Source organism: Streptomyces sp. NPDC047982 (assembly GCF_043204165.1).
Lineage (GTDB): Bacteria > Actinomycetota > Actinomycetes > Streptomycetales > Streptomycetaceae > Streptomyces.
In genome coordinates this window covers 117,570-142,226 of record NZ_JBIDBS010000019.1, presented here as the reverse complement: position 1 = coordinate 142,226, position 24,657 = coordinate 117,570, and the positions used below count along the sequence as shown (strand labels likewise).

The window sequence follows — 24,657 nt, the reverse complement described above, 5'->3', positions numbered from 1 at the left end:
GCCCTCGCGGCTCTCCCGACCTTCCCGGCCCTCTCGCCCCTCCCACCCCGGTCCCCGGCCTCCCGGTGCTCAGACCGGGAGCGGGCGTGCCCCGTCGTCGACGGCGGCGCGCCGGTCGGGGTAGACGTCGAAGAGCCGGCGTACGCCGAGGGCGCCGATGACCCGGTTGACGTGCGAGCCCTCCTCCGCGCCACGCGCTGGGAGTATCAGCCGCAGCCGGCCCCCGCACGAGCGCATCAGGCGGCGGGCCGCGATCAGCACGCCGACGCCGCTGGAATCGCAGAACTGGACCTCGGAGAGGTCGAGCACCACATCGTGGCGACCCTCGGCGACCGCCTCGTGGACGGACTGGCGCACCGCGGGTGACGACACCAGATCCAGTTCGCCGCGCACGCGCAACACGGTCCAGTCACCGTGCATGGTCTCGGCCACTTTCAGTGTCACGCGGCGGGGCCTCTCGTTCCGTGTCTTCCGAGGTCGTTCCGTGACATCGGCTTCCGACCGTTGCCGACCGGATCGTCCGATGTTCCGGAAGATTCCGTTCACTCTCGCGGGTGCCCCGCCGCGGACCCATGAAACACCGGCCCATGCGAGAGGAAGTAGTCGAGTTCGAACCAAAATGATCACTTCGGGTACGATTTCTCCACCGTGGAAAGACGGCGGCTTCTTTACCACGTCCGGCCTCAGCGGGGGCGTACTTGCCACAAAGGGTCGTCCGTGGTCGGCACCGCCGACTACATTCGGTGTGTCGAGGGGAACAGGGCTGGGGGTCGCATGGCGAGAAACGCACCACCCCGCTGGGACCGCAAGATGCAGCAGCGACTGGCGCGCGGTGAGGCGGCCGCCCTCGGCGAGCTCTACGACCGTTTCGCCTCGCTCGTGCACAGCCAGGCCCACCGGATGCTCGACGACGAGACGGCCGCGGACCAGGTGACCCGCGAGGTCTTCGGCTACGTGTGGGAGAACCCGGACGCCTACGACCCGAAGCAGGGCTCGATGCGCTCCTGGGTGGCCCGGCTCACGCACCGGCACTCCGTACGGCGACTGCGTGAGACGTACCACCCCGCCGAGGACACGGACGGGCGGACCGGTGCCGAGCTGGAGGAGCGGGTGCGTCGGGCCACGGCCTCGGCCCGCGCCGACTACATCGTGACGTCCATGCCCGCCCCGTTGCGGGCCGCACTGGAACTCGCGTACATCCAACGCAGGGACTACCGGCAGGCCGCCGCCGACCTCGGCGTCACCGAGGACGAGGCCCGCCGTCGGCTGCGGCTCGGACTGCAACTGCTGTCCACCGCCCACACCCACCCGCTGGAGGGGGCGTCCCCGCCCGGATACGGACGGGCGATGTGACCGCCGACAGCAACGCGCACGGACGCGACGACGAGGTGCGGGGCGCACCGCGCATACCGGGACCGCGGGCGGCCGCCGACGACTACGACCTCGGCTCCCTGCCGCTGCCGCCGCTCGCCCCGGCGTCCCCGCCCGACGAGCGGCGGTGGGCATCCGAGGAGCGGGCGTGGTCACCCGACGAACCGCGGCCGACGACTCCGGAACGGGAATCCGCCGTGGCTCCATCCGGCCCACTGACACCGTCAAAGCCCCAGAGCCCACCGGTCCCACCGGTCCCGCAGATGCCGACGGAGCCGCCGACCCCGCAGATGCCGCACCGCGTCCTCAAGGCGCTCCTCGGTGCCTGGGCGCTGGCCGCGTGTTCGACGGAGGAGACCGAGGCCGTCGAGGCGCATCTGACCGAGTGCGCCACCTGCGCGGACGAGGCGTTGCGGCTGCGCGACGCGGTCGGCCTGCTGCAGACCGACCGCAGTCTGGATCTCGATCCGGCGCTGCGTTCCCGGGTGATCGACTCCTGTCTGATCCGTCGCCCGGCCGCCATCCCCGTACCGGACTGGGCCGCTCCGTACGAGGCGGAGACCGCCCGGCTCGACGCGCTGCTGCACGACATCGGCGATTGCGAGTGGCACGCTCCGGTGCGGCTGAAGTGGTTCGAGGGCGAGGAGCAGGTCCGTCGCAGGACGACGGTCGCGGGTGTCGTCGGCCATCTCATGACCGTCGACGGGCTGGTCGGCGCCGCCCTCGGGCTCGACGTACCGCTCGGCGACGGGACCACCGGCCGGGCCGATGACTGGCCGCTGTCGCCCACCGCCCGTACGGAGCGGTACTGGTCCGCGACCCGTCTGCCGCCCACCCGCTCGGTCCACGAGCCGTGGCGCGCGCAGAGCCACACCCTCATCCGCACGGTGTCCTTCGCCGGCCGCCGGGTCTCCGAGCTCTCCGTCCCGTACGGCGACTTCGCGCTGCCGATGCACGACGCGCTGTTGGAGCGCGCCTTCGAATGCTGGGTGCACGGCGGTGACGTCGCGGACGCGGTGGACTATCCGTACGAGGCGCCGTCCGCCCCGCATCTGAACCGGATGGTCGACCTGGCGGCGCGGGTGCTGCCCGCGCGGCTCGCCGAACGTCGCAGGACGGGACTGGCCGGGCCCGTCCGCCATCTGGCGACGGCCGGTTCACCGGGCCGTTCGCTGCATCTGGAGATCGAGGGCTCGGGCGGCGGCGACTGGTACATCCCGCTGGACTCCCCCGCCGCCGCCGGGTCGCCGGCGCACACGGTGGCGCAGATCGCGCTGGACAGCGTCGAGTTCTGTCAGTTGGTCGCCGGGCGTGTGCCTCCGGTGGACGCGGCGGCCGGTCAGCAGGGAGACCGCGAGGCGATCCGCGACGTCCTGTTCGCGGCAGCCTCACTGGGCCGCCTCTGAGGGCTGCCGTACGTCCCGCGCGCTACGCGAAGATCACCGTACGGTTGCCATTGAGCAGGACGCGGCGCTCCGCGTGCCACTTCACCGCCCGCGCGAGCGCCTGGCACTCCACGTCGCGGCCCAGGGCGACCAGCTCGTCCGGGGTGACGTCGTGGCCCACCCGCTCGACCTCCTGCTCGATGATCGGCCCCTCGTCGAGGTCGGCCGTCACGTAGTGCGCCGTCGCACCGATCAGCTTCACACCGCGCGCGTGCGCCTGGTGGTACGGCTTCGCGCCCTTGAAGCTCGGCAGGAAGGAGTGGTGGATGTTGATGATCCGGCCGCTCAGCCGCTTGCACAGGTCGTCCGAGAGGACCTGCATGTAGCGGGCGAGGACGACCAGCTCGACGTTCTCCGCCTCGACCAGCTCCAGCAGCTCCGCCTCCGCCTGCGCCTTCGTCTCCTTCGTCACCGGGATGTGCCGGAACGGGATGTCGTACGAGGCGACGAGCTCGGCGAAGTCCGTGTGGTTGGAGACGACGGCGGCGATCTCGACCGGCAGCGCCCCGATCCGGGAACGGAACAGCAGGTCGTTGAGGCAGTGGCCGAACTTGCTGACCATCAGCACGACCCGCATCCGCTCCGAGGAGCGGTGGATCTGCCAGTCCATCCGGAAGGAGTCGCCGACCGCGGCGAAACTGGCCCGCAGCTTCTCCACGGTCACCGGGCGGTCCGCCGAGAAGTGGACCCGCATGAAGAACAGACCCGTGTCGTGGTCGCCGAACTGCTGGCTGTCCTCGATGTTGCAGCCCGTCATGAAGAGATAGCTCGACACGGCGTGCACGATGCCCTGCTTGTCGGGGCAGGAGAGCGTGAGTACGTACTGCTCGGGGCTGGTCTCGGCCGGTTCGGCGGGATGTGGCACGGTCATTCCCGTAGGGTGCCACATCGGGCCGGACTCAGGCCGGTCCGATCATGATGCGGACCCGATCACGGTGCAGTCAGGACCGAGACCGGCCAGGACCGAGACCGGTCGGACTGCGGCCCGGTCGGGACGCGGCCCCCGTCAGGACGCGGCCCCCGTCATGATGCGGAGCACGTCCAGGGAGCGCGGCGGGGTGTCCGGGTCCTCGCCGTCATTGGTGGCGAGCAGCACATGGGCCTCTCTGGCGGCCGTCACGGCCTCCGTCCAGCCGGGATGCTCCAGGTACGCCGACACGGGGGCGTCCGCGCCGATCTGGTGCATGATGCGCAGCACCCGCAGCACGGCGACGTCGACGAGGGCGGCCTCGTCCGCGTCGCGGAAGATCGTGCCGACGTACTTCTCGGCGGACCAGTTGTCCAGCCACGTGTCCTCGACCAGGCGGTACACGGCGTCGGTGACGTCGCCGTACCCTTCCCGTCCGGCCAGCCAGCACTCCTGGTGGAAGACGGGGTCGGAGAGCATGTGCAGCGCCGAGCGCACGTTACTGCGCCAGCGCCACCACGGCATGTCGTTCAGCGGCATGCCGCCCATGGTGGAGGAGCGGCGGCCGCGACGGGAAGTGTTCTGCGAACCTTGCTGCACGGTAGTCGATCGTACGTTCCCTTTTTCGGCCAGCCGCGAAGGCCCCCGCAATTCACCTGGACGTCACCGAGCGTTGTACGGAGCACACAGTGCCGTTACCCCGGGCGCGGAATCCTCCTTGACCATGACCGGACGGCGACGCCCCACCTCCCCCCGCCCCCGCAGACTCCTCGCGAGCGCGGTGGCGGCCGGGGCGTTGCTGGTCACCGGCTGCGGCGCGCTCCCTGGGGCCGCGGGGGGTTCCAGAGAGCCCGTCACCGTGGTGACCTGGGCCCCCGGTGGCACCACGGGGCCCGACGCCCTGGACATGTCCGGCATGACCGCAATGGCGGTCGCGTACGGGCGCTGGGTCAACCAGAACGGCGGGCTCAACGGTCACGAGCTGCGCGTCGTCACCTGTGACGAGGCGGACACCACGATCGGCGCGGCCAACTGCGCCCGGCTGGCCATCGAGAAGAAGGCGGTGGCGGTCGTCGGCTCCTACAGCCGGCACGGTTCGTCGTTCATGGCGCCGCTGGAGGCCGCCGGCATCCCCTACATCGGCGGGTACGGCGCCTCCGAGGAGGAGTTCACCAGCTACAACTCCTTCCCCGTCAACGGCGGCCAGTCGGCGCTGCTCGCGGGCAACGCCCAGCAGCTGGCCCGCCGCTGCGACCGGGTGTCCGTGGTGCGGCCCGACACCCTGGGAGGCGACGGCCAGGCGTGGCTCCTGAAGACCGGCCTCGCCAATGCCGACCGGCCCGCCCCCGCCGACATCCGGGCGGCCGAGACGGCCACGTCGTACGACGAGGCCGCCGATCGCGCGCTCCAGGCGGCGGGCCGGAACGGCGGCTGCGTGACGGCCGTGCTCGGGAGCCGTACGGAGACCTTCTTCGACTCCTTCCGACGGCTCGAACCCTCGTACGGCGACGTCCGCATCTCATCCGTCCTCGGCAGTGTCGGGCAGCAGTTGATCGACAGCACCGGTGGCCGGAAGAGTCTGTTCGAGGGTGCGTACATCACCGGCTGGTACCCGGCACCGAGCGATGCCCGCTGGGACCGGATGCGGTCGGTGATCCGCACGTACGCCTTCGGCGACAACCGGATCGACCCGGACGACCCGGGCGTGCAGACCACGTGGATCGCCTACACCGTGCTGAACGAGATCGTGAAGGCGATCGACTCCCCGCAGGTCACCGCCGGGAAGGTCATCAGCACGCTCAACCATGGTCCGAAGGTCGAGACCGGCGGGCTGACACCGGCGCTGCGCTGGCGGTTCTCGGACACACTCGGCTCGTCCGCGTATCCCCGCATCGTCAACAGCAAGGTGACGTTCCAGGTGGTACGCGAAGGGCGGCTCGTCGCGGACAAGAAGGGTTTGGTGGACGTCGCCGAGACGCTGTCGGACGCCAGCGCCAAGGGGTGAGCGCATGAGGAGGAGGGGCGGGGCCCGCTCCTCCTGCCCTCATTACCCTCACACCCTTGGCGTACGAGTCCCCGTCGGCGCAGGAACGCCGTGTCGGCTCACGGGCCGGGGCCGGTCCGTCTCGTCCCGGCCCTTCGTCGCGGTCTTTCTGTCCCGGCCCGCCTCGTCACGGCCCGCGCCTCGCCGCCGGAGGCCGGCCGCCGACGACGGCGGCCGGCCGCGGTTCTCAGAGGTCGACCGCTTCCCGCGGGGTCAGCCCGTACTTGGAGGCGATCGTGTTCCACAGCCCCGACGCCTCCTGCTTCGCCTGGCTCGCCTCGCCGCTGCGCACGGTGGCCTGCTGCGTCTGAGAGGTCGTGCGGGCCTTGCCGTGCTTGCAGACCTTCTTGCCCTGCTTGGCCTGCTCGGCCCACGCGGCGTAGTGGTCGTCCGCGGAGGCGGACGCCTGCCACGCCTTGGTGAGGGCGGCGGTCAGCCGCTCGTGGTCCGGCAGCTTGTCGACACTCAGCCCCTGGAGCCGGGTCACCAGATCGCGGCGCTGACGGGCCGCTTCCTTCAGGTCCGTCACGGCCTGGTCCAGGTCCTGGCAGTTCTTGGTCTTCTCGACGGCGCCGATGACCGCGGAACGGCTGTTGTTGCTGTCCGCCAGCAGCTTGTCCAGCGCCTCGGCCTGCGTCTTCACCGGGTCCTCGACCGGCTGCGGGGAGGACTCTTTCGACGGTGAACCAGCCGACGCCACGGGCTGCTTGTCGTCGTCGCCCTTGCTGTCGCCGCCGCTCAGCAGCGCACCGGCGCCGAGTCCCACGACGGCACAGCCGGCGACGACCGCCGCGATGAGCGTGACGTGCGCGCGCTTCTTGCGCGGTGCGGCCCGCCCTTGCGTCCTCTCGTCCGCCTGCTGGTACCCCGGTCGCGGTGCTGGGGGAGCCTGATGGACGCCGCCGCCGCGGTGCTGCTGCTCGGGGGCGATCCGGGGCATGTGCTGGGTGGCCCCGGCCGTCCCGCCCTCGCGGAACAGGTTGTCGAACTCGGCCGGCGGCTGACGGTCACCGGGGGCGCCCGGCCTGATGCCGTACGGGGCGCCGCCGGGGACCGGCGGGATGTACTGGGTCGCGTCCGCGTCACCGCCGTGCGCCTGTGGCTGCTGCTGTTGCTGGTACGGCTGCTGCGGCTGCGCGCCGTGGGCGAGGAACTGGGTGGCCGCCGCCGGGCTCTCCGGTGCCGGCCCGCCGGGCACCGGCGCGATGTACCGGGTGGCGTCCGCGTCCCCGCCCGCGTGGGGCGCCGCGCCCGGCACGGCCTCGGGCGGCAGGGGCTGCGCGTACGACTGCGGCGATTGCGGCTGCTGCGGAATCTGAGGCGACTCATGGTGCTGGTGGTGCTGCGGAGGCTGCTGCTGCGCCGGGGGCAGCGGCTGCCCGTACGGCTGTCCCTGCGGCACCTGCCCGTACGTCTGCCCCTGTGGCGCCTGCGCGTACGGCTCCTGCCCCGGGGCGGCCTGCTGCGGCAGCGGCGAGGCGTCCGGATGTGCCGCCTGCGGCCCCCAGGGCTGACCCCACGGCTGACCGCCCGCCGGGACGCCCTGCTCGCCGGGCCCCCCTGGCATCCAGGGCTCGCCGCCACCCGCGGGCAGCACGACACCTTCGTGCGCGGGCCGTACAGCAGGGAGCTGCCGTTCGTCACCCTGTCCGCTCTGCGTCACCGGGACTCCTACATGTGAACCTACGGAATCGTCGGCTCACGCTATCGGGTGGCCCCCACCGTCCGCCAAGGGCGTCCGGTCACTCGCCGCCCCTTCACACAAGCCATGGCACCCGGCGCCCTCGTGACGCGTCCGAAAGACCGTCGGACAACGGGGGAACGAGGGCGTGTTTCGAAAGTAGCGTCGTCCGCCCGAAGGGCGGGCCCCGCGGCGTCTGGTGCGGTGCATCGCAAGGCGGAGGGGCGTCCTCGTACTGGGCGTACGTGGACGATCCCGACAACGTGGCGAGGCGCCGTGCCAGGCGTCGCGGGCCAGACGGGACTTTCGAAACACGCCCCAGTGCCCGACGACGCCGGTCAGGCCGCCTGAAGCTCCAGACGTGCCCCGAACTCCCGCACCGCCGCCTCGTCCCCGTACGGGACCAGACGCTGTTGCAGATCGTCCAGATACTCCGTGCCCCGGCTGGAACGCACCGATGCCAGCAGCTCCATGGCCCGGGTGCCGGTGTGGCACGCCTGCTCCACCTCGCGCAACTGGACCTGGGCGGTGGCCAGAAGCACCAGGCCGATGCCTCGGCGGCGGGCTCGGGACTCCGGATGTCCGTCCAGAGCCTCCTGCGCCCGGCGCGCGGCGGCCTCGGCCTCGCCGAGGTCGCGGTGGCAGTGCGCCAACTCGTCGGCCAGGTAGGCCCGATCGAAGTGCGCGATCCAGTCGGGGTCGTCCCCGGTGTCCGGTTCGACGAGCTCCATGGCCGCCGACGCACGGCCCGCCGCCGCCTGGCAGTTGCGGGCGTCGCCGAGCAGCGCGTGACCGCGCGCCTCCGCCGCGTGGAACATCGCCTGCGCGCGCGGCGTGACGTGCCCGCGCGCCCCCTCCTGCGCGGCCCGCGCCAACTGCGCGATCTCCCGCGGATTGCCGAGCTGGGCGGCGAGATGACTCATCGACGCGGCCAGTACGTAGCCGCCGTACGCCCGGTCGCCCGCCGCCTGCGCCAGCCGCAGCGCCTGGATGTAGTAGCGCTGGGCGAGCCCCGGCTGGCCCGTGTCGACCGCCATGTATCCGCCGAGTTCGGTGAGTCGGGCGACCGCCGCGAACAACTGCCGTCCGACCGACTCGCGGTACGCGCCCGAAAGCAGCCCGGACACCACGCTGTTCAGGTAATGCACGAGCACCGGCCGTACATGTCCGCTGCCGAACCGGTGGTCGAGGTCGACCAGCGCGGACGTCATCGCCCGGACCGCCGCCACGTCCGACATCCCGACCCGGGCCCCGGCGGACCGCGCCACCTGTGGGTCGGCGCCGGTGATCAGCCAGTCGCGGCTGGGCTCGACCAGGGCCGACGAGGCGGCCGTCGCACCCGAGAGGAAGTCGCGGCGGCCGACGTCGCTCCGCCACAGCTCACAGACCTGCTCGATCGCGCCGACGACGGTCGGGGCGAACTGGAGGCCGACGCCGGACGCCAGGTTCTTGCCGTTCGCCATGCCGATCTCGTCGATCGTGACCGTACGGCCGAGCTTGCGGCCGAGCGCCTCGGCGATGACGCCCGGTGCCCTGCCTCGTGGTTGCTGCCCCCGCAGCCACCGGGCCACGGAGGTCTTGTCGTACCGCAGGTCGAGCCCGCGCTCCGCGCCGACCATGTTGACGCGACGGGCGAGGCCGGCGTTGGAACATCCGGCTTCCTGAATGAGCGCCTGGAGCCGTTCGTTCGGCTGGCGGGCGACGAGAGGCCTGGCTGTCATGTTTCCCCCAGAGGCCGCGGAGATCGATGAGCGGATCAATGCCCGGCGATCGCAAGGAAAATGCGCATGTTCATCGTGTTCACCACGTCTGTCATATTCCTTGCTGTTCCTTGCCGTTCCTTGCCATTCCTGTCGGCATATGACAGAGGGCGACCGTTCCCAGAGTGCTGCGCCCCGGCCCTCCGACGTTGCCGCGGGGGGATGTTGCGGCCGCGTCCGTACATGGCTACCCGACCACCCGGGCGCCGTCCCGCGCGCGCCCCCGCCCATGCATCCATGCGCCTGTTCACCGGATCGGTACGCCGTGGCCGCACCCGGTACGCCCGTAACCCCGTCCGGCGGCGGGAGTTGTGCCGATCATGGAAGAGCCCATCGGAGTGGAAGATCTCGTCGGAGTCCGGCAGCGGACCGGGACCGGGGACCCCGACGGCCAGGTAACCGGCGGTGGCCCCGCGTCCGGCCGTGGCCATGTGGCCGGTGCTGAGCGGGAACCCGCCGGTGCCGCGCAGGCCACGCACATCCCCCGGCAGCGGGGCGGACAACTGCTCGACGCCGCAGTGCGGTACGCGGAGGAACGGCACTGGGACGTCTGCCCCGGAACCTGGCTGGAGGAGGTGGACGGCACCGAGCGGTGCTCCTGCGGCGACACCGGCTGCGCCTTCCCCGGCGCCCATCCCGCCGGGCCCGACTGGGCGGACCACGTCACCGGCAGCGGCCCCGCGGCCCGCCGGATGTGGTCCGAGCACCCGGGAGCGTCGATCCTGCTGCCCACCGGCCGCTCCTTCGACGCGCTCGACGTACCGGAGTCCGCGGGTTTCCTCGCCCTGGCCCGGATGGAGCGGATGGAACTGCCGTTCGGCCCCGTCACCCGCACCCCCGACCGACGGATGCTCTTCTTCGTCCTTCCGGGCGCGGCGGCCAAGGCGGACGGTCTGGTACGGGAGTTGGGCTGGCGAGCCGCCACGATCGACCTCGTCGGCCACGGCGAGGGCCGCTGCGTGACCGGTCCGCCGACCCGGGTCGGCGGACGTGGCGCGGTCCAGTGGGCCCGGCGCCCCACCGCCGCCAACCGCTGGCTGCCGGACGTGGAGGAGGTCATCGGCCCGCTCGCCTACGCCTGCGCGCGAGAAGCGGCCGACGCCCGGACGCGCCTTCCGTAGGCGCGTCGAGCCCGGACGCGCCCACCACGGGCGGCGACCGGCCGAACGCGCCTTCCGCGAGCGACGACGTGCCCGACCGTACCTTCCCTAGGCAAGAGCGGGCCTGCACACGCCTTTCGTAAGCTGTCCACACAAACGGGGCAACGAAAGGCAAAAAACATGCAGGACCGGGCACAGAATGAAAGAGAAGTCCGGCCGGGGGAAACGGGAACGGCGAGCGGAGCGCCGACGGCGTCGCCCGCCGTTCGCGTGCAGGGGTTGTGGAAGCGGTTCGGCCAGCAGACCGCGGTCGCCGGGATCGATCTCGAACTGCCCGCGGGCAAGTTCATCGGTCTGGTGGGGCCGAACGGCGCGGGCAAGACCACCACACTGTCGATGATCACCGGGCTGCTCCGCCCCGACGAGGGGCGCATAGAGATCGGTGGCCACGACGTGTGGCGCGACCCGGTCGCGGTGAAGTCCAGGATCGGCGTGCTCCCGGAGGGGCTGCGGCTCTTCGAGCGTCTCTCGGGGCGCGAACTCCTCGCGTACACGGGGAGGCTGCGCGGGCTGCCGGGCACCGAGGTCGACAAGCGGGCCACCCAGCTCCTCGACGTCCTCGGCCTGGCCGGCTCCCAGCACAAGCTGGTCGTCGACTACTCGACCGGTATGCGGAAGAAGATCGGGCTCGCCGCCGCGTTGCTGCACAACCCCGAGGTGCTCTTCCTGGACGAGCCGTTCGAGGGCGTCGACCCGGTGTCCGCGCAGACCATCCGCGAAGTGCTGGTGCGGTACACGCACTCGGGCGCGACCGTCGTCTTCTCCAGTCATGTGATGGAGCTGGTGGAGTCCCTCTGCGACTGGGTGGCCGTCATGGCCGCGGGACGGATCAGGGCCCAGGGCCCGCTGACCGAGGTGCGCGGTGACGCACCCTCCCTGCAGAACGCGTTCCTGGAACTGGTCGGCGCGGGTGCACGGACCGCCGGCGAGTCCCTGGACTGGCTGGGCGGCGACCGATGAGCGTGCTCGACACCCCCGTGGGAGCCGCGCCCGCCGGGCCCGCCGCGACCGGGCGCACGGCGCTCGTCCCCGTCTTCGTACAGCTCAAGCTGGCCCTGTTGCGCAACGGGCTGCGCCAGTCGGCGGGCCGGCGCGCGGCGTACATCGCCTCGATCGTCTTCGCCGCGCTGTTCGCCGCGAGCGAGTTGCTCGGGCTGATCCTGCTGCGCGGCAACGCGCACGTCGCGTCCGTGGTCGTGCTGACGGCCGGGGTGCTGGCGGTCGCCTGGGCGGTGATGCCGCTGTTCTTCGCCGCCGGTGACGAGACGCTCGACCCGAGCCGTCTGGTGATGCTGCCGTTGCGTCCGCAGCCGCTGATCACGGCGCTGCTGGTGGCGTCGCTGATCGGGATCGGCCCACTGTTCACGCTGTGCCTGGTGCTGGGCTCGGTGATCGCGGTGGCGCACGGGGCGGCCGGTGTGGCGTTCGCCGCGGTCGCCGCGCCGCTCGCGCTGCTGCTCTGCGTGACCCTGGCCCGGGCCGTGGCCACGGCCAACTCCCGCCTGCTGACCTCGCGCAAGGGCCGCGACCTGGCGGTGCTGAGCGGGCTGGTGATCGCCGTGGGCTTCCAGGTGGTCAACTTCGGCGTGCAGCGACTGGGCGAGGCGGGCGGCCTGTCCGCGCTCGCCCCGGTGGCGGACGTGGTGCGCTGGCTGCCGCCCGCCTCGGCGATCGCCTCCGTGGACGCGGCGTCGCAGGGGCTCTACGGGCAGGCGGCCGCGCAACTGCTGCTGTCCCTCGGGGCGTTCTTCCTTCTGTTGTGGCTGTGGCAGCGGAGTCTGGTGAAGCTGATGACGGCCCCGGACGGTTCGACGCTGGCCGCTGCCGCGCCGACCCGTGAGAAGGCCGGCCGGAGCGGCTCCGGGCTCGCCGCGCTGCTGCCCGCCGGACGCACCGGCACGGTGATGGAGCGCAGCCTGCGGTACATCGCTCGCGACCCGAAGACCAAGGCGTCCTGGGTCACCGCGCTGGCGGTCGGGCTGATCGTGCCGGTGTTCAACGCGCTGCAGGGCCACGGCTCGGTCTACTTCGCCTGCCTGGCCGCCGGGATGCTCGGCGTCCAGATGTACAACCAGTTCGGCCAGGACACCTCCGCGTTCTGGATGGTGGCGCTGACGATCTCCTCCAGCCGGGACGCGTACGTCGAACTGCGCGCGCGGGCGCTGGCGTTGCTGCTGATCACCCTGCCGTACACGGCCGCGGTGACGGTGGCGACGGCGGCGATGATCGGCGACTGGACGGCGCTCCCCGGGGCGCTGGGGCTGTCGTTCGCCCTGCTGGGCGGGATGCTGGGGACGGGCGCGGTCTCCTCGGCGCTGTTCCCGTACTCGATTCCTCAGGACGGGGCGTTCAAGAACGTCGCCCCGGGACAGGCCGGGCTCGCCTGGATCTCGATCTTCGGCGGCATGATCTCGGCCGTGGTCCTGGGCGCTCCCGTGATCGCGGCGACGGTCTGGCTGAGCGTCACGGACCAGCACGCGTGGCTGTGGCCGCTGCTGCCGGCGGGCGCGGTGTACGGAGCGCTGCTCATCTGGGCGGGGCTGCGGATCGCCGCACCACGCACGGCGAACCGGCTGCCGGAGATCCTGGCGGCGGTCAGCAAGGGCTGAGGGCCGGGCCGTGACGGGCCGCCCGGTTCCGTCACGGCCCGCTCAGGTCCGTCATGACCCGTCCCGATCCGTCAGATCCGTGCAGGCCCGTCAGATCCGTCAGGTCCGCTCACGGGGAGGCGGGCTCGTGGTGGTCGTCGACGGCCCGGGGCCCTCGGCGAACCGCTCCAAAAAAGGCTGGACCGCCGTGCGCCAGCCCTCCGGCTGGTCGTAGTGGACGAGGTGACCGGCGTCGGCCACCTCCGCGTACTCCCCGCGCGGAAGAACGCGGACCATCTCCTGGGCCTCCGCCCGGCCGAGCTCCCCGTCGATTCCCCGGAGCACCAGGGCCGGGCAACGGACCTGGGCCAGCTCCTCCCAGTGCGCGTCGAACACCCAGGTCGCGCGGGACAGGAGCATCTGGCGGCGGGAGAAGACGGGGCGCCAGCCGTCCGCGCGTTCGGCCATCACCTCGGCGAAGAAGTCGCCGCGCGCCGGGTTGGGCCGTTCCACCCGGGGATCGTCCTCGCCGAACCACCTCCGTACGTCGGAGAGCGTCGCGAACGGCACCGGCCAGGACGTGAACCACTCCTCCCACTCCCGCTGCGAGGCCGCGCCGAGCGCGGACGCCCGCATGTCGCAGATGACCAGGGCGCGGACCAGGTCCGGGCGCTTCGCGGCGATCTGCCAGGCGGTGAGCGCCCCCATGGCGTGCCCGACGAGGGTCACGGGGGCGAGGCCGAGCTGTTCGATCGCGGCCTCGGCGTCGGCCACGTACGCGTCCCGGGTGTAGGGGCCCTCGGCCGGTTTCTCGCTGCGGCCGTGCCCCCGCTGGTCGAGGCCCACGGCGCGATACCGCTCGCCGAGCCAGCGGCTGGTCGAGGCCCAGTGCGAGGCCCGGCCCATCAGGCCGTGGAGCAGGAGTACGCCGGGGGCCCGCTCACCCTCCGCGCCCCCTTTGGGTGGTTCGGCGAACTCCCAGGCCGCGAGACGTACGCCATGGGCCCCGGTCACATCGATGCGCCGCGCCATAGGTTCTGGCACCCCCTTCTCGTCCTCGATCACCGCTCGGTTCCGCTCGATCACCACGTGGTCACACCGACGCAGACTATCGAACCTCTATTCGAAAACAGGGTTCCGTCGGCCAACACCCCTCGTTCGAGTGACCGGCCCCGAGGGTTGGCGCCGACGTCGGAGGGGAGACCTTCCCCGGGAGGCGGGCCGCTCGGGGATGAGGGCCCGTGGGGACCGACCCTGAGAGCTCGGGGCTCCGGGTCGAAGCGGGGGAGGGCAGGCCCCGGCGTCCGCAGGCGCCGGGGCCCTCTGCTGCCCAGGGGCCCTCTGCCGCACGGGCCCTCTGCCGTGCGTGGCGAAAGCGGCCGGGCGGGTGCACCGCTCGCTGGTCGCTGGCCGCGGGTCGAGCGACTGGGCGGGCCGGACGCGCTGGATGGGCCAGACGTGCCGGTTCGACGGGCGCATGCGCCTGCTCCCTCCCCGGCCGCGCGGCCGAGTAGCGACACTCTCAGGCATGCCTGGAGCCACAGACTGGCACGTGACCCGTCCGAGCGCTGCGGTCCGGACAGAAAAACAAAAAAAGCGAACGCCGAAACAAAAAAGCGGACGCCGGGCTCTCGGCTCCGGCGTCCTGTCGATGTACGGCGCCCGGTGCGGCCGAGGGTGCTCCTCGGCCGCACCGGGCGCGGCTCAGCGCTTGCCCACGAACACGTGCGAGGCGATCTCGGCGTCCAGCTCCGCCGCCTCGCCGCCGCTGCCGACCAGCACCCCGCCGGGCGACTGGGTCACGCTGACCACGGAACCAGGCTGCACACCCGCCCGCCGCAGCGTGTACATGAGCTGTGCGTCCGTCTGGATCGGCTCGCCGATCCGGCGCACGACCACCGTCTTGCCCTCGGCTCCCGGGTCGAGCTCGGACAGGCTCACCATGCCCTCGTCGAGGAACGGGTCGGCCTCTGCCTTCTCGCCCAGCTCCTCCAGGCCCGGAATCGGGTTTCCGTACGGGGACTCCGTGGGGTGGCGCAGCAGTTCCAGGACCCGCCGTTCCACCGCCTCGCTCATCACGTGCTCCCACCGGCACGCCTCGGCGTGGACCTGCTCCCATTCCAGCCCGATGACGTCGACGAGCAGACATTCGGCGAGCCGGTGCTTGCGCATGACGCGGGTGGCGAGGCGGCGCCCCTCCCCGGTCAGCTCCAGATGGCGGTCGCCCGCCACCTGCACCAGGCCGTCGCGCTCCATCCGCGCCACCGTCTGGCTGACGGTCGGACCGCTCTGGTCCAGCCGTTCCGCGATCCGGGCGCGCATGGGCACCACGCCTTCCTCTTCGAGTTCGAGGATGGTGCGGAGATACATCTCCGTGGTGTCGATCAGTCCGGACATTCGTGCCCCTCGGTGCTGTGACAGGAAAACGTCGTGCGCTGGCCCTCCATCAATTCTGACGCATACCGCAGACAACCGTGCCGAGCCGGTCGAACGGCATGCCGCGAAGCAGCGGGGACGGTATTGACAGGTCACTGGTCCAGACCGCAACGTGATCCGCGGCGCGACGCCTCATGGACATCCCGTGCACCATCCCGTGACTTCTCCCCCTGTGGAAAGGGCCTCCTCGATGAGCGACAGCAAGCTGGCCGGTCAGTTCTTCGACGCGGCGATCGGCCTGCTGGAGCGCGTGCGCGACGAGGAGTCCGGGAACATCTCGGCGGCCGGAGCCGCGATCGCCGACACCGTCGCCGCGGGCGGCAGGCTCTTCGCCTTCGGCGCCGGGCACTCCTCGCTGCCCGCGCAGGACGTCGTCTACCGGGCGGGCGGGCTCGCTCTGATGAACCTGCTGGCGGTGCCGGGGACGGTCGGCGTCGATGTCGTACCGGCGACGCTCGGCTCGGCGCTGGAGCGGGTCGACGGTCTGGCGGGCGCGGTGCTCGACTCCAGCCCCGCCAAGGAGGGCGACCTCCTCGTGATCATCTCGCTCTCCGGGCGCAACGCGCTCCCGGTGGAGATGGCGGTGAACGCGCGGGCCCTGGGGTTGAAGGTCATCGGTGTCACCTCGGTCGCCTACGCGGAGGGCACCAGGTCCCGGCACGCCTCGGGCGGCTTCCTGCGCGACCACTGCGACATCGTGCTCGACAGCAAGATCTCCATCGGCGACGCCGAGCTGACCACCGAGGGCGTCGAGGCGCCGTTCGCGCCGGCGTCGACCGTGGTCACCAGCGCGATCATGCAGGCCATGATGGCCGCCGCCGCGGAACGGCTCGTGGCGCGCGGCATCGAGCCGCCACTGCTGAGGTCCGGCAATGTGGACGGCGGCCACGCATGGAACGGGCGCGTGATGGCGGAGTACGGGGACCGGATCTTCTACCGTCACGGCTGACCTGGCGCGACCGGACCGGCGCGACGGCACGGGCGAGGTGGCACGGGCGGCAAGGTGGCACGGCGCCCCTCGGTCCCGCCTCGGTCCGGCCTCCCCTGAAGTTCTCCCCGGACGTTCTCCGGAAGTTCTCCCGACCCGCTGCGAACCCCTCCGGACGAATGTGCCGCGCGCCCGAATAAATGGGTTGATCCGCCTTCCGCGCGTTCCTAGGCTGCTGCCACACGTGAAAGGAGGTGTTCCGAAAAGTGATTTCTTCTCGGACTCGTGAGGTGGCTGCGGGCTGACGCCCGTTGCCGCGCTCTTCGCAGTGCAGGCCGGTCATCGGCCAATCCCAAGCAGTCACCGACCCGCAGGCTCGCCGGTAAGTCCGGCCGGCTCCTCCGTGAGGAGGGACCAGAGCCTGCGGGTTTCTGCTTGTCCGGCGCGGACACCGCGGTATCCGCGTCTCCGGCGCCGTATACCCCCGTATCCGCGATATCCGCAGTATCCGAAGTGCCCGCAGTGTCCGAAGTACCCGCAGGACAGGGCGTCCGCTACGGACACAGGCGCTCGACGCGCCAGTTCTCGCCCTCGCGCACATACCTCAGCCGGTCGTGCAGCCGGTTCTCGTGGCCCTGCCAGAACTCGATCGTGGCGGGGACGACGCGGAAGCCGCCCCAGTGCGGGGGCACGGGGACGTGTGCGCCCTCGGGGTAGCGGGCGGCCAGTTCCTCGTAGCGCGCGATCAGTTCGGTGCGGGTGCCGATCACGGTGGACTGCGCACTCGCCCAGGCACCGAGCTGAGAGCCGTGCGGGCGGGTACGGAAGTAGGCCACGGTCTCCTCACGGCCGACGCGGGACGCGGTGCCGGTGACGACGACCTGGCGGGCCATGGGGTGCCAGGGGAAGAGCAGCGAGACGCACGGATTCATGGCCAGCTCGCGGCCCTTGCGGGACTCGTAGTTGGTGAAGAAGACGAAGCCGCGCTCGTCGTACTTCTTCAGCAGCACCGTGCGTGAGGACGGCCGGCCGTCGGGGGTGGCCGTGGAGACCACCATGGCGTTGGGCTCGTAGAGCAGCCCGCCGACGGCGACCTGTCGGAACCAGTGGGCGAACTGCTGCATCGGGTCGGCGGCCAGCGAGTCCTCGGTGAAGGGCTCGGAACGGTACTGCTCGCGCATAGCGGCCGGATCAGTGATGGAATCGGAACGTGAGTCTGCGGTGGGCACGGGGGTCATCCTGCCGCAGCGGTCGACTTCGCCCGCCAAGGAGGGGGCGTCTGTCCGTCATCGGTGATGAAGGGGAGCCGTGCCGGATGTCACGCTTCCCCGAGTCGTGGTAACCCGCCAATATCCTGGGGCAGGCCACTGTGGCCTCCGCACAGCCGTCGACCGAGGGAGCCGCCATGTCCGACTTCGTACCGGGACTAGAGGGGGTCGTCGCCTTCGAGACGGAGATCGCCGAACCGGACAAGGCCGGCGGTTCGCTGCGCTACCGCGGGGTCGACATCGAGGACCTGGTCGGTCATGTCTCGTTCGGAAACGTCTGGGGGCTGCTGGTCGACGGGGCGTTCAGCCCCGGTCTGCCGCCGGCCGAGCCGTTCCCGATCCCGGTGCACTCCGGTGACATCCGGGTCGACGTGCAGGCCGCGCTCGCCATGCTCGCGCCTGTGTGGGGGCTGGGACCGCTGCTCGACATCGACGAGCGGACGGCGCGCGACGACCTGGCACGGGCGGCGGTGATGGCGTTGTCGTACGTCGCCCAGTCGGCGCGCGGGCAGGGCCGGCCGATGGTCCCGCAGAGCGAGATCGACAAGGCCGGTTCCGTGGTCGAACGGTTCATGATCCGCTGGCGCGGCGAGCCGGACCCCAAACACGTGAAGGCCGTCGACGCGTACTGGACGTCGGCCGCCGAGCACGGCATGAACGCCTCCACGTTCACCGCGCGGGTCATCGCGTCGACCGGTGCCGATGTGGCCGCCGCGCTGTCGGGCGCGGTCGGGGCGATGTCGGGGCCGCTGCACGGCGGCGCCCCGTCCCGGGTCCTCGGCATGATCGAGGAGATCGAGCGGACCGGGGACGCCACCGCGTACGTGAAGCGGGCCCTGGACCGGGGCGAGCGGCTGATGGGCTTCGGGCACCGGGTCTACCGGGCGGAGGACCCCCGGGCCCGTGTTCTGCGGCGCACCGCCGAGGAACTGGGCGCCCCGCGCTTCGAGGTGGCGCGGGCGCTGGAGAAGGCCGCGCTGGAGGAACTGCACGCGCGGCGCCCGGACCGGGTCCTCGCGACGAACGTGGAGTTCTGGGCCGCGATCGTGCTGGATTTCGCGGAGGTCCCGGCGCACATGTTCACGTCGATGTTCACATGCGCGCGCACGGCGGGCTGGTCGGCGCACATCCTGGAGCAGAAGCGGACGGGCCGGCTGGTGCGGCCCACGGCCCGTTACGTCGGGCCCGGGCCGCGCGCCCCCCGGTCGATCGAGGGCTACGAACAGCTCGCGGATCTGGGGAACTGAGCCCCGGGCCGGGCTGCCTCCGGCCCGGTCGACGGGGCGGAGGCGAGGGCGGGGCGGACCCGGCCGGGCGGCGGACCCGCCCCGCCCTCGTCGAACGCTCCGGAACCCGTACCCGCCCGGGGCCGTACCCGCCCGGAGCCCGTACCGGATCCGGCCCGGAGGCGGGCCTTCCGGACGCCCCGTCAGTCCTGGCGGCCCGTCGTCCGCTTGGCGCAGGTCCGGTCCGTCGCGGGCAGCTTTCCGGTGGCGAGGTAGCGGTTGACCTGGTCGTCGACGCAGGCGTTGCCGTAGTCGCCGTAGATCCCGTGGCGGTTGGCGCCCGTGAGGGTGATCAGCTTGGAGCTCGGCAGCTCACGGTGCAGCTTGACGGAGCTGCGGTACGTGGTGCGCGGGTCGCCGGTGGCGGCCACGATCAGCGCCGGGACGTCGCGGCGCACCTGGGTGGGCTCCTCGCGGGGCCGGTCCCAGAAGGCGCACGGCGTGATGTTCTCCGTCATGGGGCCGAACCGCGGGTGGGCGGCGCGGCTGCGCTCGACGTCCCGCCAGTAGCTCTCGGGGTTCCGGGGCGCGGCCCTGTCCCCGCAGAGGATCGCGGTCTGCACGCTGCCGGTCGGCGAATTGTCGCCGGTCAGCACGTGCCGCAGGTTTGAAATGAATGCCGGTGACGGCCGGGTGGGCTTCCCCTTCGCCGCCTCGGACAGCACGAAGACCGCCGCGCCGAGTTCGGCCCGCGACGCGTCGCTGTCGTCCGAGAGCATCATGAAGAGGAGAAGTGGCACGTGGGAGGCGTCGACCCGGTACGTGTCGCTGCCGGTGCCGATAGTCAGCGGCCGACGGGAGGCCGCCTCGGTGACGCGGTCGACGGTGGCGAGGACCTGGTCGCGGGTGCGGCCGACGTGATAGGTGGCGTCCCGGGTGGCGGCCCAGGTGGCCCAGTCCGCGAGCGCCTGTTCGTTCTCGGATGTCGCGTCCCGCAGCAGCCCGGGGCCGTAGTCCTGCGGGGAGATCGCCCCGTCGAGCACCATCCGGTCGTAGCGGCCGGGGAACATCTGGCTGTAGACGGTGCCCAGGTAGGTGCCGTACGAGTAGCCGAGGTAGGAGATCTTCCGCTCACCGAGCGCGCCCCGGATGACGTCCATGTCGCGGGCGGTGTTGCGGGTGGTGACGTGCGGCAGCACGGACGCGTTGGTGGCCCGGCACTTGTCGGCGAGGTCCTTCTGGAACGCGACCTGGCGGTCGAAGCCCGCCCGGTCGGGTCCGGCCGAGCGGAAGAGGATGCCGGTGGGCCAACCGCAGTCGAGCGGGGTGCTGCGGCCGACGAAGCGCGGGTCGAAGCCGATGATGTCGTAGCGCGCGCCGACGTTCTTCATCGCCTTCCGCATGAGCGGCGGGGTATCGATGGCGGTGCCGCCGGGGCCGCCGAAGTTGAGCAGCATCGCGCCTATGCGGTGGCGGGTGTCGGTGGCCTTCAGCCGGGACATGGCCACGGTGATCGTGCGGCCGTCGGGCTTGGTGTAGTCGAGCGGCACGGTCGCGTCCGCGCACTGGGCCCCGACCTCGTCCAGCTCGCGGCCCACCGTGTCGTCGGGGCCCGTGACACAGCTTCCCCAGGCGAGGTTCTGCCGGTAGTAGCGGTCGAGGCCGACCCCGGTGGCGGTGGCGGTGGCGGTGCCGGTGGTCGCGGTGGCGGAGTTCGTCCCGCGGTCGGTCGCCGGGGACGCGGCGGCCGAGGCCGTGGCCAGCGCGGAGGACGCGGTGACGCAGGCGGCCAGGGCGAGGCCGACGGCGGAGGCTCGGCGCACGGCCCCGGCCGGACTCGTCGAACTGGTCAAGCGATTGTTCGAGGCGTTCACTCTGTCTCCCTGAGCTGGTCGGTGCTGTTGGTGTTGGTGCTCTCAGTGCCGGTGGTGCTGTCGGTGCCGGTGGTGCTATCGGTGCCGGTGGTGCTGTCGGTGCTGCTCGCGTGCGGGGCACGGCCCGCGGGGCAGAAGCCGGCGTCCACGGCGGCGAGGAAGTCCGTCTCGGCCTGCTGACTGTCGGGCACCTTGTTGAGGGCGAGGGCGACACCGCGTCCGTCGGGGCCGATCGCCCCGAGCGCGCGGTGTCCGCCGGGCACCGTCCCGCCGTGCCCCCACCACATGCCGCCGCATGTCAGCGGGGAGGCGATCAGGCCGAGGCCGTAACGGGCACCGGGCCAGAGCCGTTCGGGGTCGGCGGGGACGGTGCGCTTCATCTCGGCGAGCCCGTGCGCGGACACCAGCCGCCCGCCGAGCAGGCCACGGAAGAACCGGTTCACGTCGGCGGGCGTGGAGACCAGCGCCCCGCCCGCGCCGCCGAAGCTCATGTTCCACTCGGTGCCGTCGGAGAGCGCGGCGCCATCGGACAACGATGTGCCGTCCGGCCGTGCGGCGTCCGCCGAGCCTGCGGCGGGGAAGTAGCTGCGCGAGTGCGAGCCCCTGATACGGGTGCGGTCGCCGGGCCAGTACGTGTCGCGCAGGCCGAGCGGCTCGATGATCCGGCGACGCACCTCCGCCTCGATGCCGTGCCCGGTGACCTTCTCGACGATCATCCCGGCGATCACGGAGTTGGTGGTCGAGTAGTGCCACCCGGCGGCGGGGCGCGGCATCGCCAGCGCGGTCGCGACCAGTTCCCGGGGCTCGAAGTGGCGCAGCCGCCACTCGTCGACGGGCCGCTCGACGATCGCCTCGGTGTAGTCGGGGAGCCCGCTGGTGTGCTGGAGGAGCTGTCGCACGGTGATCGTGCGGCCGTCGTGGCCGTTGCCCCGGATCAGTCCGGGGAGGTGGCGCTCGACCGGGTCGTCCAGCCGGATCCGGCCCTCGTCGACGAGCTGCACGACGACGGTGGCGGTGAAGGTCTTGGTGACGCTGCCGATCCGCAGCCGGTCCGCGGCGCGCATCGGCCGGCCGGTGTCCAGGTCGGCGACGCCGCGTTGCGCCGTCCACCGGCCGCAGTCCCGGCCGGTGACCTCGGCGGCCACGCCCGGTATGCCGTCCCGGGTGACGAGGGTGTCCAGGGAGCGCCCGAGCGCCGTGCGCGCCGCGTCGCAGCCGTTCGGTGCGCCGGTCGTCCGGTGCGCCGAGGTGGTGCGCTGGGCCGCTCCCGCCCCGTCGGCCGCAGCGGAAGCACGCGCCGCAGCCGAAGCACGCGACGTACTCGACGCACGCGTTGTTTCCGACGCGTTCGCCGCCGGGACGGCGACCGCCAGCAGGGCCGAGGCCGCCACCAGCACCGCCGCGCGGGGCGCCGTACGACTCGTTCCGGAGAAGGGCAGAACTCCGGCGGAGGGCGGGGTTCCGAGGGGGTTCCTGGTTGCTCTGCTCTGTTCGTGTCTCACGCCTATTGACGCTAGGGACGCGAACCTTGGCGATCACTCCGACTGCCACCCCAAGTCCCCTGGTGCTAGCCCCACTTATGGGCGACATCGGGCACGTCCCGCAGGCGGCGCCGCCCGTGTCCGGCTCAGCCCAGCGCCTCGTCCAGCAGCACCGCCCACTGCTCCACGACCCTGCGGCGGCGGGCGGTGTCGTCGGTGAGGACGTTGGCCAGGCCGAGGCCGCGCGCCATGTCGAGGAAACCCTGCACGGTCTCGCGCACACCGGGTCTGGACTCGTCGGCGGCAAGGAGTTCGACGGCGATGCGGTGGGTCTCGCGGCCGACGCGGGCTTCGAGTTCGGTGACGCGGGGACGGAGCTGCTCCTCGTTGGAGGCGACGACCCAGAGCTGGAGCGCGGCGCGGAACAGCGGACCCGTGTACAGGTCGACGAGGGCGGCGACGACGGCCGTACGGCCCTGCACGGGCAGGGCGCGCAGAGCGGCGGAGCGTTCCTCCGCCACGTACTCGACGGCCGCGGTGAAGAGGTCCTCCCGAGTCGGGAAGTGGTGCTGGGCAGCACCGCGCGAGACCCCGGCGCGTTCGGCGACGACCGAGACCGTGGAGCCCGCCCAGCCGTGTTCGGCGAGGCAGGCGACCGCTGCCTCCAGGAGCCGTCGGCGGGTGGCCCGGCTGCGGTCCTGTTTGGGCGTCCTGTCGGTGGGGGGCGTCACAGCACCCATGCGGGGTCCCGTCGTTCGATGAAGGCCGTCATCCCCTCCCGCGCCTCGGCGGAGGCGAAGAGCGCCGCCGAGTGGGCGATGAGGTCTTCGGTGTACCGGTCGAAATTCTCCAGCACACTAGCCGTGACCAGCTCCTTCGACGCGGCCAGCCCCTGCGGGGAGGCCCTGCGCAGCCCGTCGAGCACGGGTCCGAGCGCCTGGTCCACGTCCCCCTCGGCTGCGAGCGTGACCAGGCCGATGCGGGCCGCTTCGCCGGCACCGAAGCGTTCGCCGGTCAGGTAGTAGCGGGCGGCGGCGCGCGGGTCGGTGCGGGGCAGCAGCGGCAGCGAGATCACGGCGGGGGCCAGCCCGAGCCGGGATTCGGTGAGGGCGAACGAGGCGTCGGGCCCGGCGACGGAGATGTCGCAGGCCGCCAGCAGCCCGAGCCCGCCAGCCCGGACGTGCCCGGTGACGCGGGCGACGACGGGCTTGGGCAACGCGACGATCCGCCGCATCAGGGCGACGAACGCCGCCGGGTCGGGCGGCGCGGTCAGGTCGGCGCCCGCGCAGAACGTGTTGCCGGTGTGGGTGAGCACCACGGCCCGTACGGCGTCGTCGGCGGCGCACGCCTCCAGCGCGGCGGACAGCTCGCCGACCAGCGCGGCGCAGAGCGCGTTGCGGTTGCCCGGCGAGTCGAGCGCGAGAGTGGTGATGCCCCGGTCGTGGACGGGGGTGGCGAGCGACGTCATAAGGTTCGTCTCCTTGTCCTGGGGGCGGTCGCCCCGGGGGCGGCACCGGGGTCCCGCCGAGTTGTCCCACGGTGTCCCGCAGAGCGTGGCAGCGGAACCCGGAACAATCAAGCGCGCTTGCATGGTTCTGTGTTCCGGCCGGACACCGTGACGGAGGCGATGATGCCGACGCGGACCGTGCCGGTGGTGAGGGGCTTCCCGCACCAGACGCACATCGCGCCCCGCTGCCGTGCGGGGAACAGGGACATCGGGTTGGGAAGCGGTAACGCGGCAGCAGTGAGAGGCATGTCGTTGCGGGTTCTCGGACTCCTGTGCGGCGACCATGCCACGCTCGGCCACCCGCCACAGCAGGGCACCATCAGGCTGGTACGCGCTGAAGAACTGGGAGAGCGGGTAGACGTCGGCCAGCACTGCTTGGGCGGCCCGCCGAGACGCTGCGGAATCCGCCTGCGGCACGGCGAGTTGGGCGTCGCGGATCAGATCGGGCAGCAACTCGGCTGAGCCTCCCGGTGGTTCGCCGACCGGTGACGGGTGGCCCACGCCTTCGCGAGCCTGGCCGCCAGGTGCTCGGTCGACGGTGCGGGTCGGTGTACGCGTCCCGGGGTAGCGTCGGTTGGCATGGCCTTGTCCCTCCCTGGTCAGCTCGTCACTGCCAGGGCATGGGGTGAGGCCCTTCCTCCATGAGGCAACAACTGACCGCGGACGCACGAAACCGCCCTCTCGCGGCGGAGGACGGGGCGGTCCGCCTGTCCATACGGGCCGTCGATGCCCCGGATATGACATATGCGGCATGTGTGGAAACATGAAATACACGGCACTTGGGTGCTGAAGAGAGTCGAGAGGAGTGCATCATGCTCGCCAAGCTGCTCCGCAAGCTGTCCTTCACGCGCCACTACGGTGCGTACGGGGAACACGACTGGACCTGACCGCACTGCCGGCGGGCTCCCCCGGGCGCCCGCCGGCTCACGGTCACGCTGCCGACGGTATCGACCTGGACAGGCACGAGAGTCAGGGACGATC

At 72.0% G+C, this 24,657-nt stretch carries 20 protein-coding genes and 1 pseudogene; 8 read left to right on the top strand and 13 right to left on the bottom strand.

Annotation, left to right across the window (positions count from 1 at the left end; all coding sequences use genetic code 11):
• Positions 1-69: 69 nt before the first annotated feature.
• Positions 70-444: an STAS domain-containing protein gene (locus ACGF2V_RS23315; protein WP_362624267.1), complete on the bottom strand. Its 375-nt coding sequence runs from the start codon at positions 442-444 to the stop codon at positions 70-72.
• 330 nt (positions 445-774) lie between these two features.
• Here ACGF2V_RS23315 and ACGF2V_RS23310 point away from each other — a divergent pair, with 330 nt between their 5' ends.
• Together ACGF2V_RS23310 and ACGF2V_RS23305 are read left to right on the top strand one after the other, a co-directional pair.
• A complete protein-coding gene (locus ACGF2V_RS23310; protein ID WP_362624265.1) occupies positions 775-1,353 on the top strand; it encodes a sigma-70 family RNA polymerase sigma factor in 579 nt (192 codons plus the stop codon).
• Positions 1,350-2,777 (top strand): zf-HC2 domain-containing protein, encoded by a 1,428-nt coding sequence (locus ACGF2V_RS23305; protein WP_362624263.1) that lies wholly within the window; start codon positions 1,350-1,352, stop codon positions 2,775-2,777. The genes ACGF2V_RS23310 and ACGF2V_RS23305 overlap by 4 nt, the downstream gene beginning before the upstream one ends.
• A gap of 22 nt (positions 2,778-2,799) precedes the next feature.
• On the opposite strand, the gene purU is transcribed toward ACGF2V_RS23305, so the two are convergent.
• The gene (purU, locus tag ACGF2V_RS23300; protein WP_362624261.1) at positions 2,800-3,687 is read right to left on the bottom strand and encodes a formyltetrahydrofolate deformylase; all 888 of its coding nucleotides are present in this window, start codon (positions 3,685-3,687) and stop codon (positions 2,800-2,802) included.
• 135 nt (positions 3,688-3,822) lie between these two features.
• Positions 3,823-4,272, bottom strand: a complete 450-nt coding sequence (locus ACGF2V_RS23295; protein WP_362624297.1) for a hypothetical protein — start codon at positions 4,270-4,272, stop codon at positions 3,823-3,825.
• A gap of 175 nt (positions 4,273-4,447) precedes the next feature.
• On the opposite strand from ACGF2V_RS23295, the gene ACGF2V_RS23290 reads away from it, so the two are divergent.
• Positions 4,448-5,728 (top strand): ABC transporter substrate-binding protein, encoded by a 1,281-nt coding sequence (locus tag ACGF2V_RS23290; protein ID WP_362624259.1) that lies wholly within the window; start codon positions 4,448-4,450, stop codon positions 5,726-5,728.
• Positions 5,729-5,954: 226 nt separating this feature from the next.
• Here the strand turns inward: ACGF2V_RS23290 and ACGF2V_RS23285 are convergent, their stop codons facing one another.
• Together ACGF2V_RS23285 and ACGF2V_RS23280 are read right to left on the bottom strand one after the other, a co-directional pair.
• Positions 5,955-7,430: a hypothetical protein gene (locus tag ACGF2V_RS23285; protein WP_362624258.1), complete on the bottom strand. Its 1,476-nt coding sequence runs from the start codon at positions 7,428-7,430 to the stop codon at positions 5,955-5,957.
• Positions 7,431-7,786: 356 nt separating this feature from the next.
• Positions 7,787-9,169: a transcriptional regulator gene (locus tag ACGF2V_RS23280; protein WP_362624256.1), complete on the bottom strand. Its 1,383-nt coding sequence runs from the start codon at positions 9,167-9,169 to the stop codon at positions 7,787-7,789.
• 359 nt (positions 9,170-9,528) lie between these two features.
• On the opposite strand from ACGF2V_RS23280, the gene ACGF2V_RS23275 reads away from it, so the two are divergent.
• The 3 genes from ACGF2V_RS23275 to ACGF2V_RS23265 all read left to right on the top strand — a co-directional run bounded on the left by ACGF2V_RS23275 (position 9,529) and on the right by ACGF2V_RS23265 (position 12,977).
• Positions 9,529-10,329 carry a bifunctional DNA primase/polymerase gene (locus tag ACGF2V_RS23275; RefSeq protein WP_392912993.1) on the top strand — a complete coding sequence of 267 codons (801 nt, stop codon included), beginning with the start codon at positions 9,529-9,531 and terminating at the stop codon, positions 10,327-10,329.
• A 159-nt stretch (positions 10,330-10,488) separates the two neighbouring features.
• Positions 10,489-11,328, top strand: coding sequence for an ABC transporter ATP-binding protein (locus ACGF2V_RS23270; protein ID WP_362709343.1), 840 nt, complete (start codon positions 10,489-10,491; stop codon positions 11,326-11,328).
• Positions 11,325-12,977, top strand: coding sequence for a transporter (locus ACGF2V_RS23265; protein ID WP_362709341.1), 1,653 nt, complete (start codon positions 11,325-11,327; stop codon positions 12,975-12,977). The genes ACGF2V_RS23270 and ACGF2V_RS23265 overlap by 4 nt, the downstream gene beginning before the upstream one ends.
• A 99-nt stretch (positions 12,978-13,076) precedes the next feature.
• Here ACGF2V_RS23265 and ACGF2V_RS23260 read toward each other — a convergent pair whose 3' ends face one another.
• Both ACGF2V_RS23260 and ACGF2V_RS23255 read right to left on the bottom strand, forming a co-directional pair.
• A complete protein-coding gene (locus tag ACGF2V_RS23260; protein ID WP_362709378.1) occupies positions 13,077-13,988 on the bottom strand; it encodes an alpha/beta hydrolase in 912 nt (303 codons plus the stop codon).
• 672 nt (positions 13,989-14,660) lie between these two features.
• Entirely contained in the window at positions 14,661-15,353 is a 693-nt protein-coding gene (locus tag ACGF2V_RS23255) for a metal-dependent transcriptional regulator (RefSeq protein WP_362624250.1), read from the bottom strand.
• Between the two features lie 229 nt (positions 15,354-15,582).
• Here ACGF2V_RS23255 and ACGF2V_RS23250 point away from each other — a divergent pair, with 229 nt between their 5' ends.
• Positions 15,583-16,341, top strand: coding sequence for an SIS domain-containing protein (locus tag ACGF2V_RS23250; protein WP_362624248.1), 759 nt, complete (start codon positions 15,583-15,585; stop codon positions 16,339-16,341).
• Between the two features lie 533 nt (positions 16,342-16,874).
• Here ACGF2V_RS23250 and pdxH read toward each other — a convergent pair.
• Positions 16,875-17,501 carry a pyridoxamine 5'-phosphate oxidase gene (gene pdxH / locus ACGF2V_RS23245; RefSeq protein WP_362709375.1) on the bottom strand — a complete coding sequence of 209 codons (627 nt, stop codon included), beginning with the start codon at positions 17,499-17,501 and terminating at the stop codon, positions 16,875-16,877.
• A gap of 224 nt (positions 17,502-17,725) precedes the next feature.
• On the opposite strand from pdxH, the gene ACGF2V_RS23240 reads away from it, so the two are divergent.
• Complete coding sequence (locus ACGF2V_RS23240; protein WP_362624246.1) at positions 17,726-18,835, top strand: citrate synthase 2; 1,110 nt, start codon at positions 17,726-17,728, stop codon at positions 18,833-18,835.
• A gap of 182 nt (positions 18,836-19,017) precedes the next feature.
• On the opposite strand, the gene ACGF2V_RS23235 is transcribed toward ACGF2V_RS23240, so the two are convergent.
• From ACGF2V_RS23235 to ACGF2V_RS23215, 5 genes and pseudogenes are all read right to left on the bottom strand, one after another.
• Complete coding sequence (locus tag ACGF2V_RS23235; RefSeq protein ID WP_362709339.1) at positions 19,018-20,667, bottom strand: alpha/beta hydrolase; 1,650 nt, start codon at positions 20,665-20,667, stop codon at positions 19,018-19,020.
• A gap of 17 nt (positions 20,668-20,684) precedes the next feature.
• Positions 20,685-22,190: a serine hydrolase domain-containing protein gene (locus ACGF2V_RS23230; RefSeq protein ID WP_362709336.1), complete on the bottom strand. Its 1,506-nt coding sequence runs from the start codon at positions 22,188-22,190 to the stop codon at positions 20,685-20,687.
• 125 nt (positions 22,191-22,315) lie between these two features.
• A complete protein-coding gene (locus tag ACGF2V_RS23225) occupies positions 22,316-22,909 on the bottom strand; it encodes a TetR/AcrR family transcriptional regulator (RefSeq protein WP_362624240.1) in 594 nt (197 codons plus the stop codon).
• Entirely contained in the window at positions 22,897-23,637 is a 741-nt protein-coding gene (locus tag ACGF2V_RS23220; protein ID WP_362709373.1) for an enoyl-CoA hydratase family protein, read from the bottom strand. Before ACGF2V_RS23220 ends, ACGF2V_RS23225 begins: the two co-directional genes overlap by 13 nt.
• A gap of 294 nt (positions 23,638-23,931) precedes the next feature.
• Positions 23,932-24,224, bottom strand: a pseudogene (locus ACGF2V_RS23215) (XRE family transcriptional regulator); the annotation flags it as partial.
• Positions 24,225-24,657 lie beyond the last annotated feature (433 nt).

What these genes read in the sequence shown, in the direction of transcription:
- ACGF2V_RS23310 (WP_362624265.1), top strand. Translation starts at nt 775, where the DNA reads ATGGCGAGAAACGCACCACCCCGCTGGGACCGCAAGATGCAGCAGCGA.
- purU (WP_362624261.1), bottom strand. Translation starts at nt 3,687, where the DNA reads ATGACCGTGCCACATCCCGCCGAACCGGCCGAGACCAGCCCCGAGCAG.
- ACGF2V_RS23295 (WP_362624297.1), bottom strand. Translation starts at nt 4,272, where the DNA reads ATGGGCGGCATGCCGCTGAACGACATGCCGTGGTGGCGCTGGCGCAGT.
- ACGF2V_RS23290 (WP_362624259.1), top strand. Translation starts at nt 4,448, where the DNA reads ATGACCGGACGGCGACGCCCCACCTCCCCCCGCCCCCGCAGACTCCTC.
- ACGF2V_RS23280 (WP_362624256.1), bottom strand. Translation starts at nt 9,169, where the DNA reads ATGACAGCCAGGCCTCTCGTCGCCCGCCAGCCGAACGAACGGCTCCAG.
- ACGF2V_RS23275 (WP_392912993.1), top strand. Translation starts at nt 9,529, where the DNA reads ATGGAAGAGCCCATCGGAGTGGAAGATCTCGTCGGAGTCCGGCAGCGG.
- ACGF2V_RS23270 (WP_362709343.1), top strand. Translation starts at nt 10,489, where the DNA reads ATGCAGGACCGGGCACAGAATGAAAGAGAAGTCCGGCCGGGGGAAACG.
- ACGF2V_RS23265 (WP_362709341.1), top strand. Translation starts at nt 11,325, where the DNA reads ATGAGCGTGCTCGACACCCCCGTGGGAGCCGCGCCCGCCGGGCCCGCC.
- ACGF2V_RS23260 (WP_362709378.1), bottom strand. Translation starts at nt 13,988, where the DNA reads ATGGCGCGGCGCATCGATGTGACCGGGGCCCATGGCGTACGTCTCGCG.
- ACGF2V_RS23255 (WP_362624250.1), bottom strand. Translation starts at nt 15,353, where the DNA reads ATGTCCGGACTGATCGACACCACGGAGATGTATCTCCGCACCATCCTC.
- ACGF2V_RS23250 (WP_362624248.1), top strand. Translation starts at nt 15,583, where the DNA reads ATGAGCGACAGCAAGCTGGCCGGTCAGTTCTTCGACGCGGCGATCGGC.
- pdxH (WP_362709375.1), bottom strand. Translation starts at nt 17,501, where the DNA reads ATGCGCGAGCAGTACCGTTCCGAGCCCTTCACCGAGGACTCGCTGGCC.
- ACGF2V_RS23240 (WP_362624246.1), top strand. Translation starts at nt 17,726, where the DNA reads ATGTCCGACTTCGTACCGGGACTAGAGGGGGTCGTCGCCTTCGAGACG.
- ACGF2V_RS23225 (WP_362624240.1), bottom strand. Translation starts at nt 22,909, where the DNA reads ATGGGTGCTGTGACGCCCCCCACCGACAGGACGCCCAAACAGGACCGC.
- ACGF2V_RS23220 (WP_362709373.1), bottom strand. Translation starts at nt 23,637, where the DNA reads ATGACGTCGCTCGCCACCCCCGTCCACGACCGGGGCATCACCACTCTC.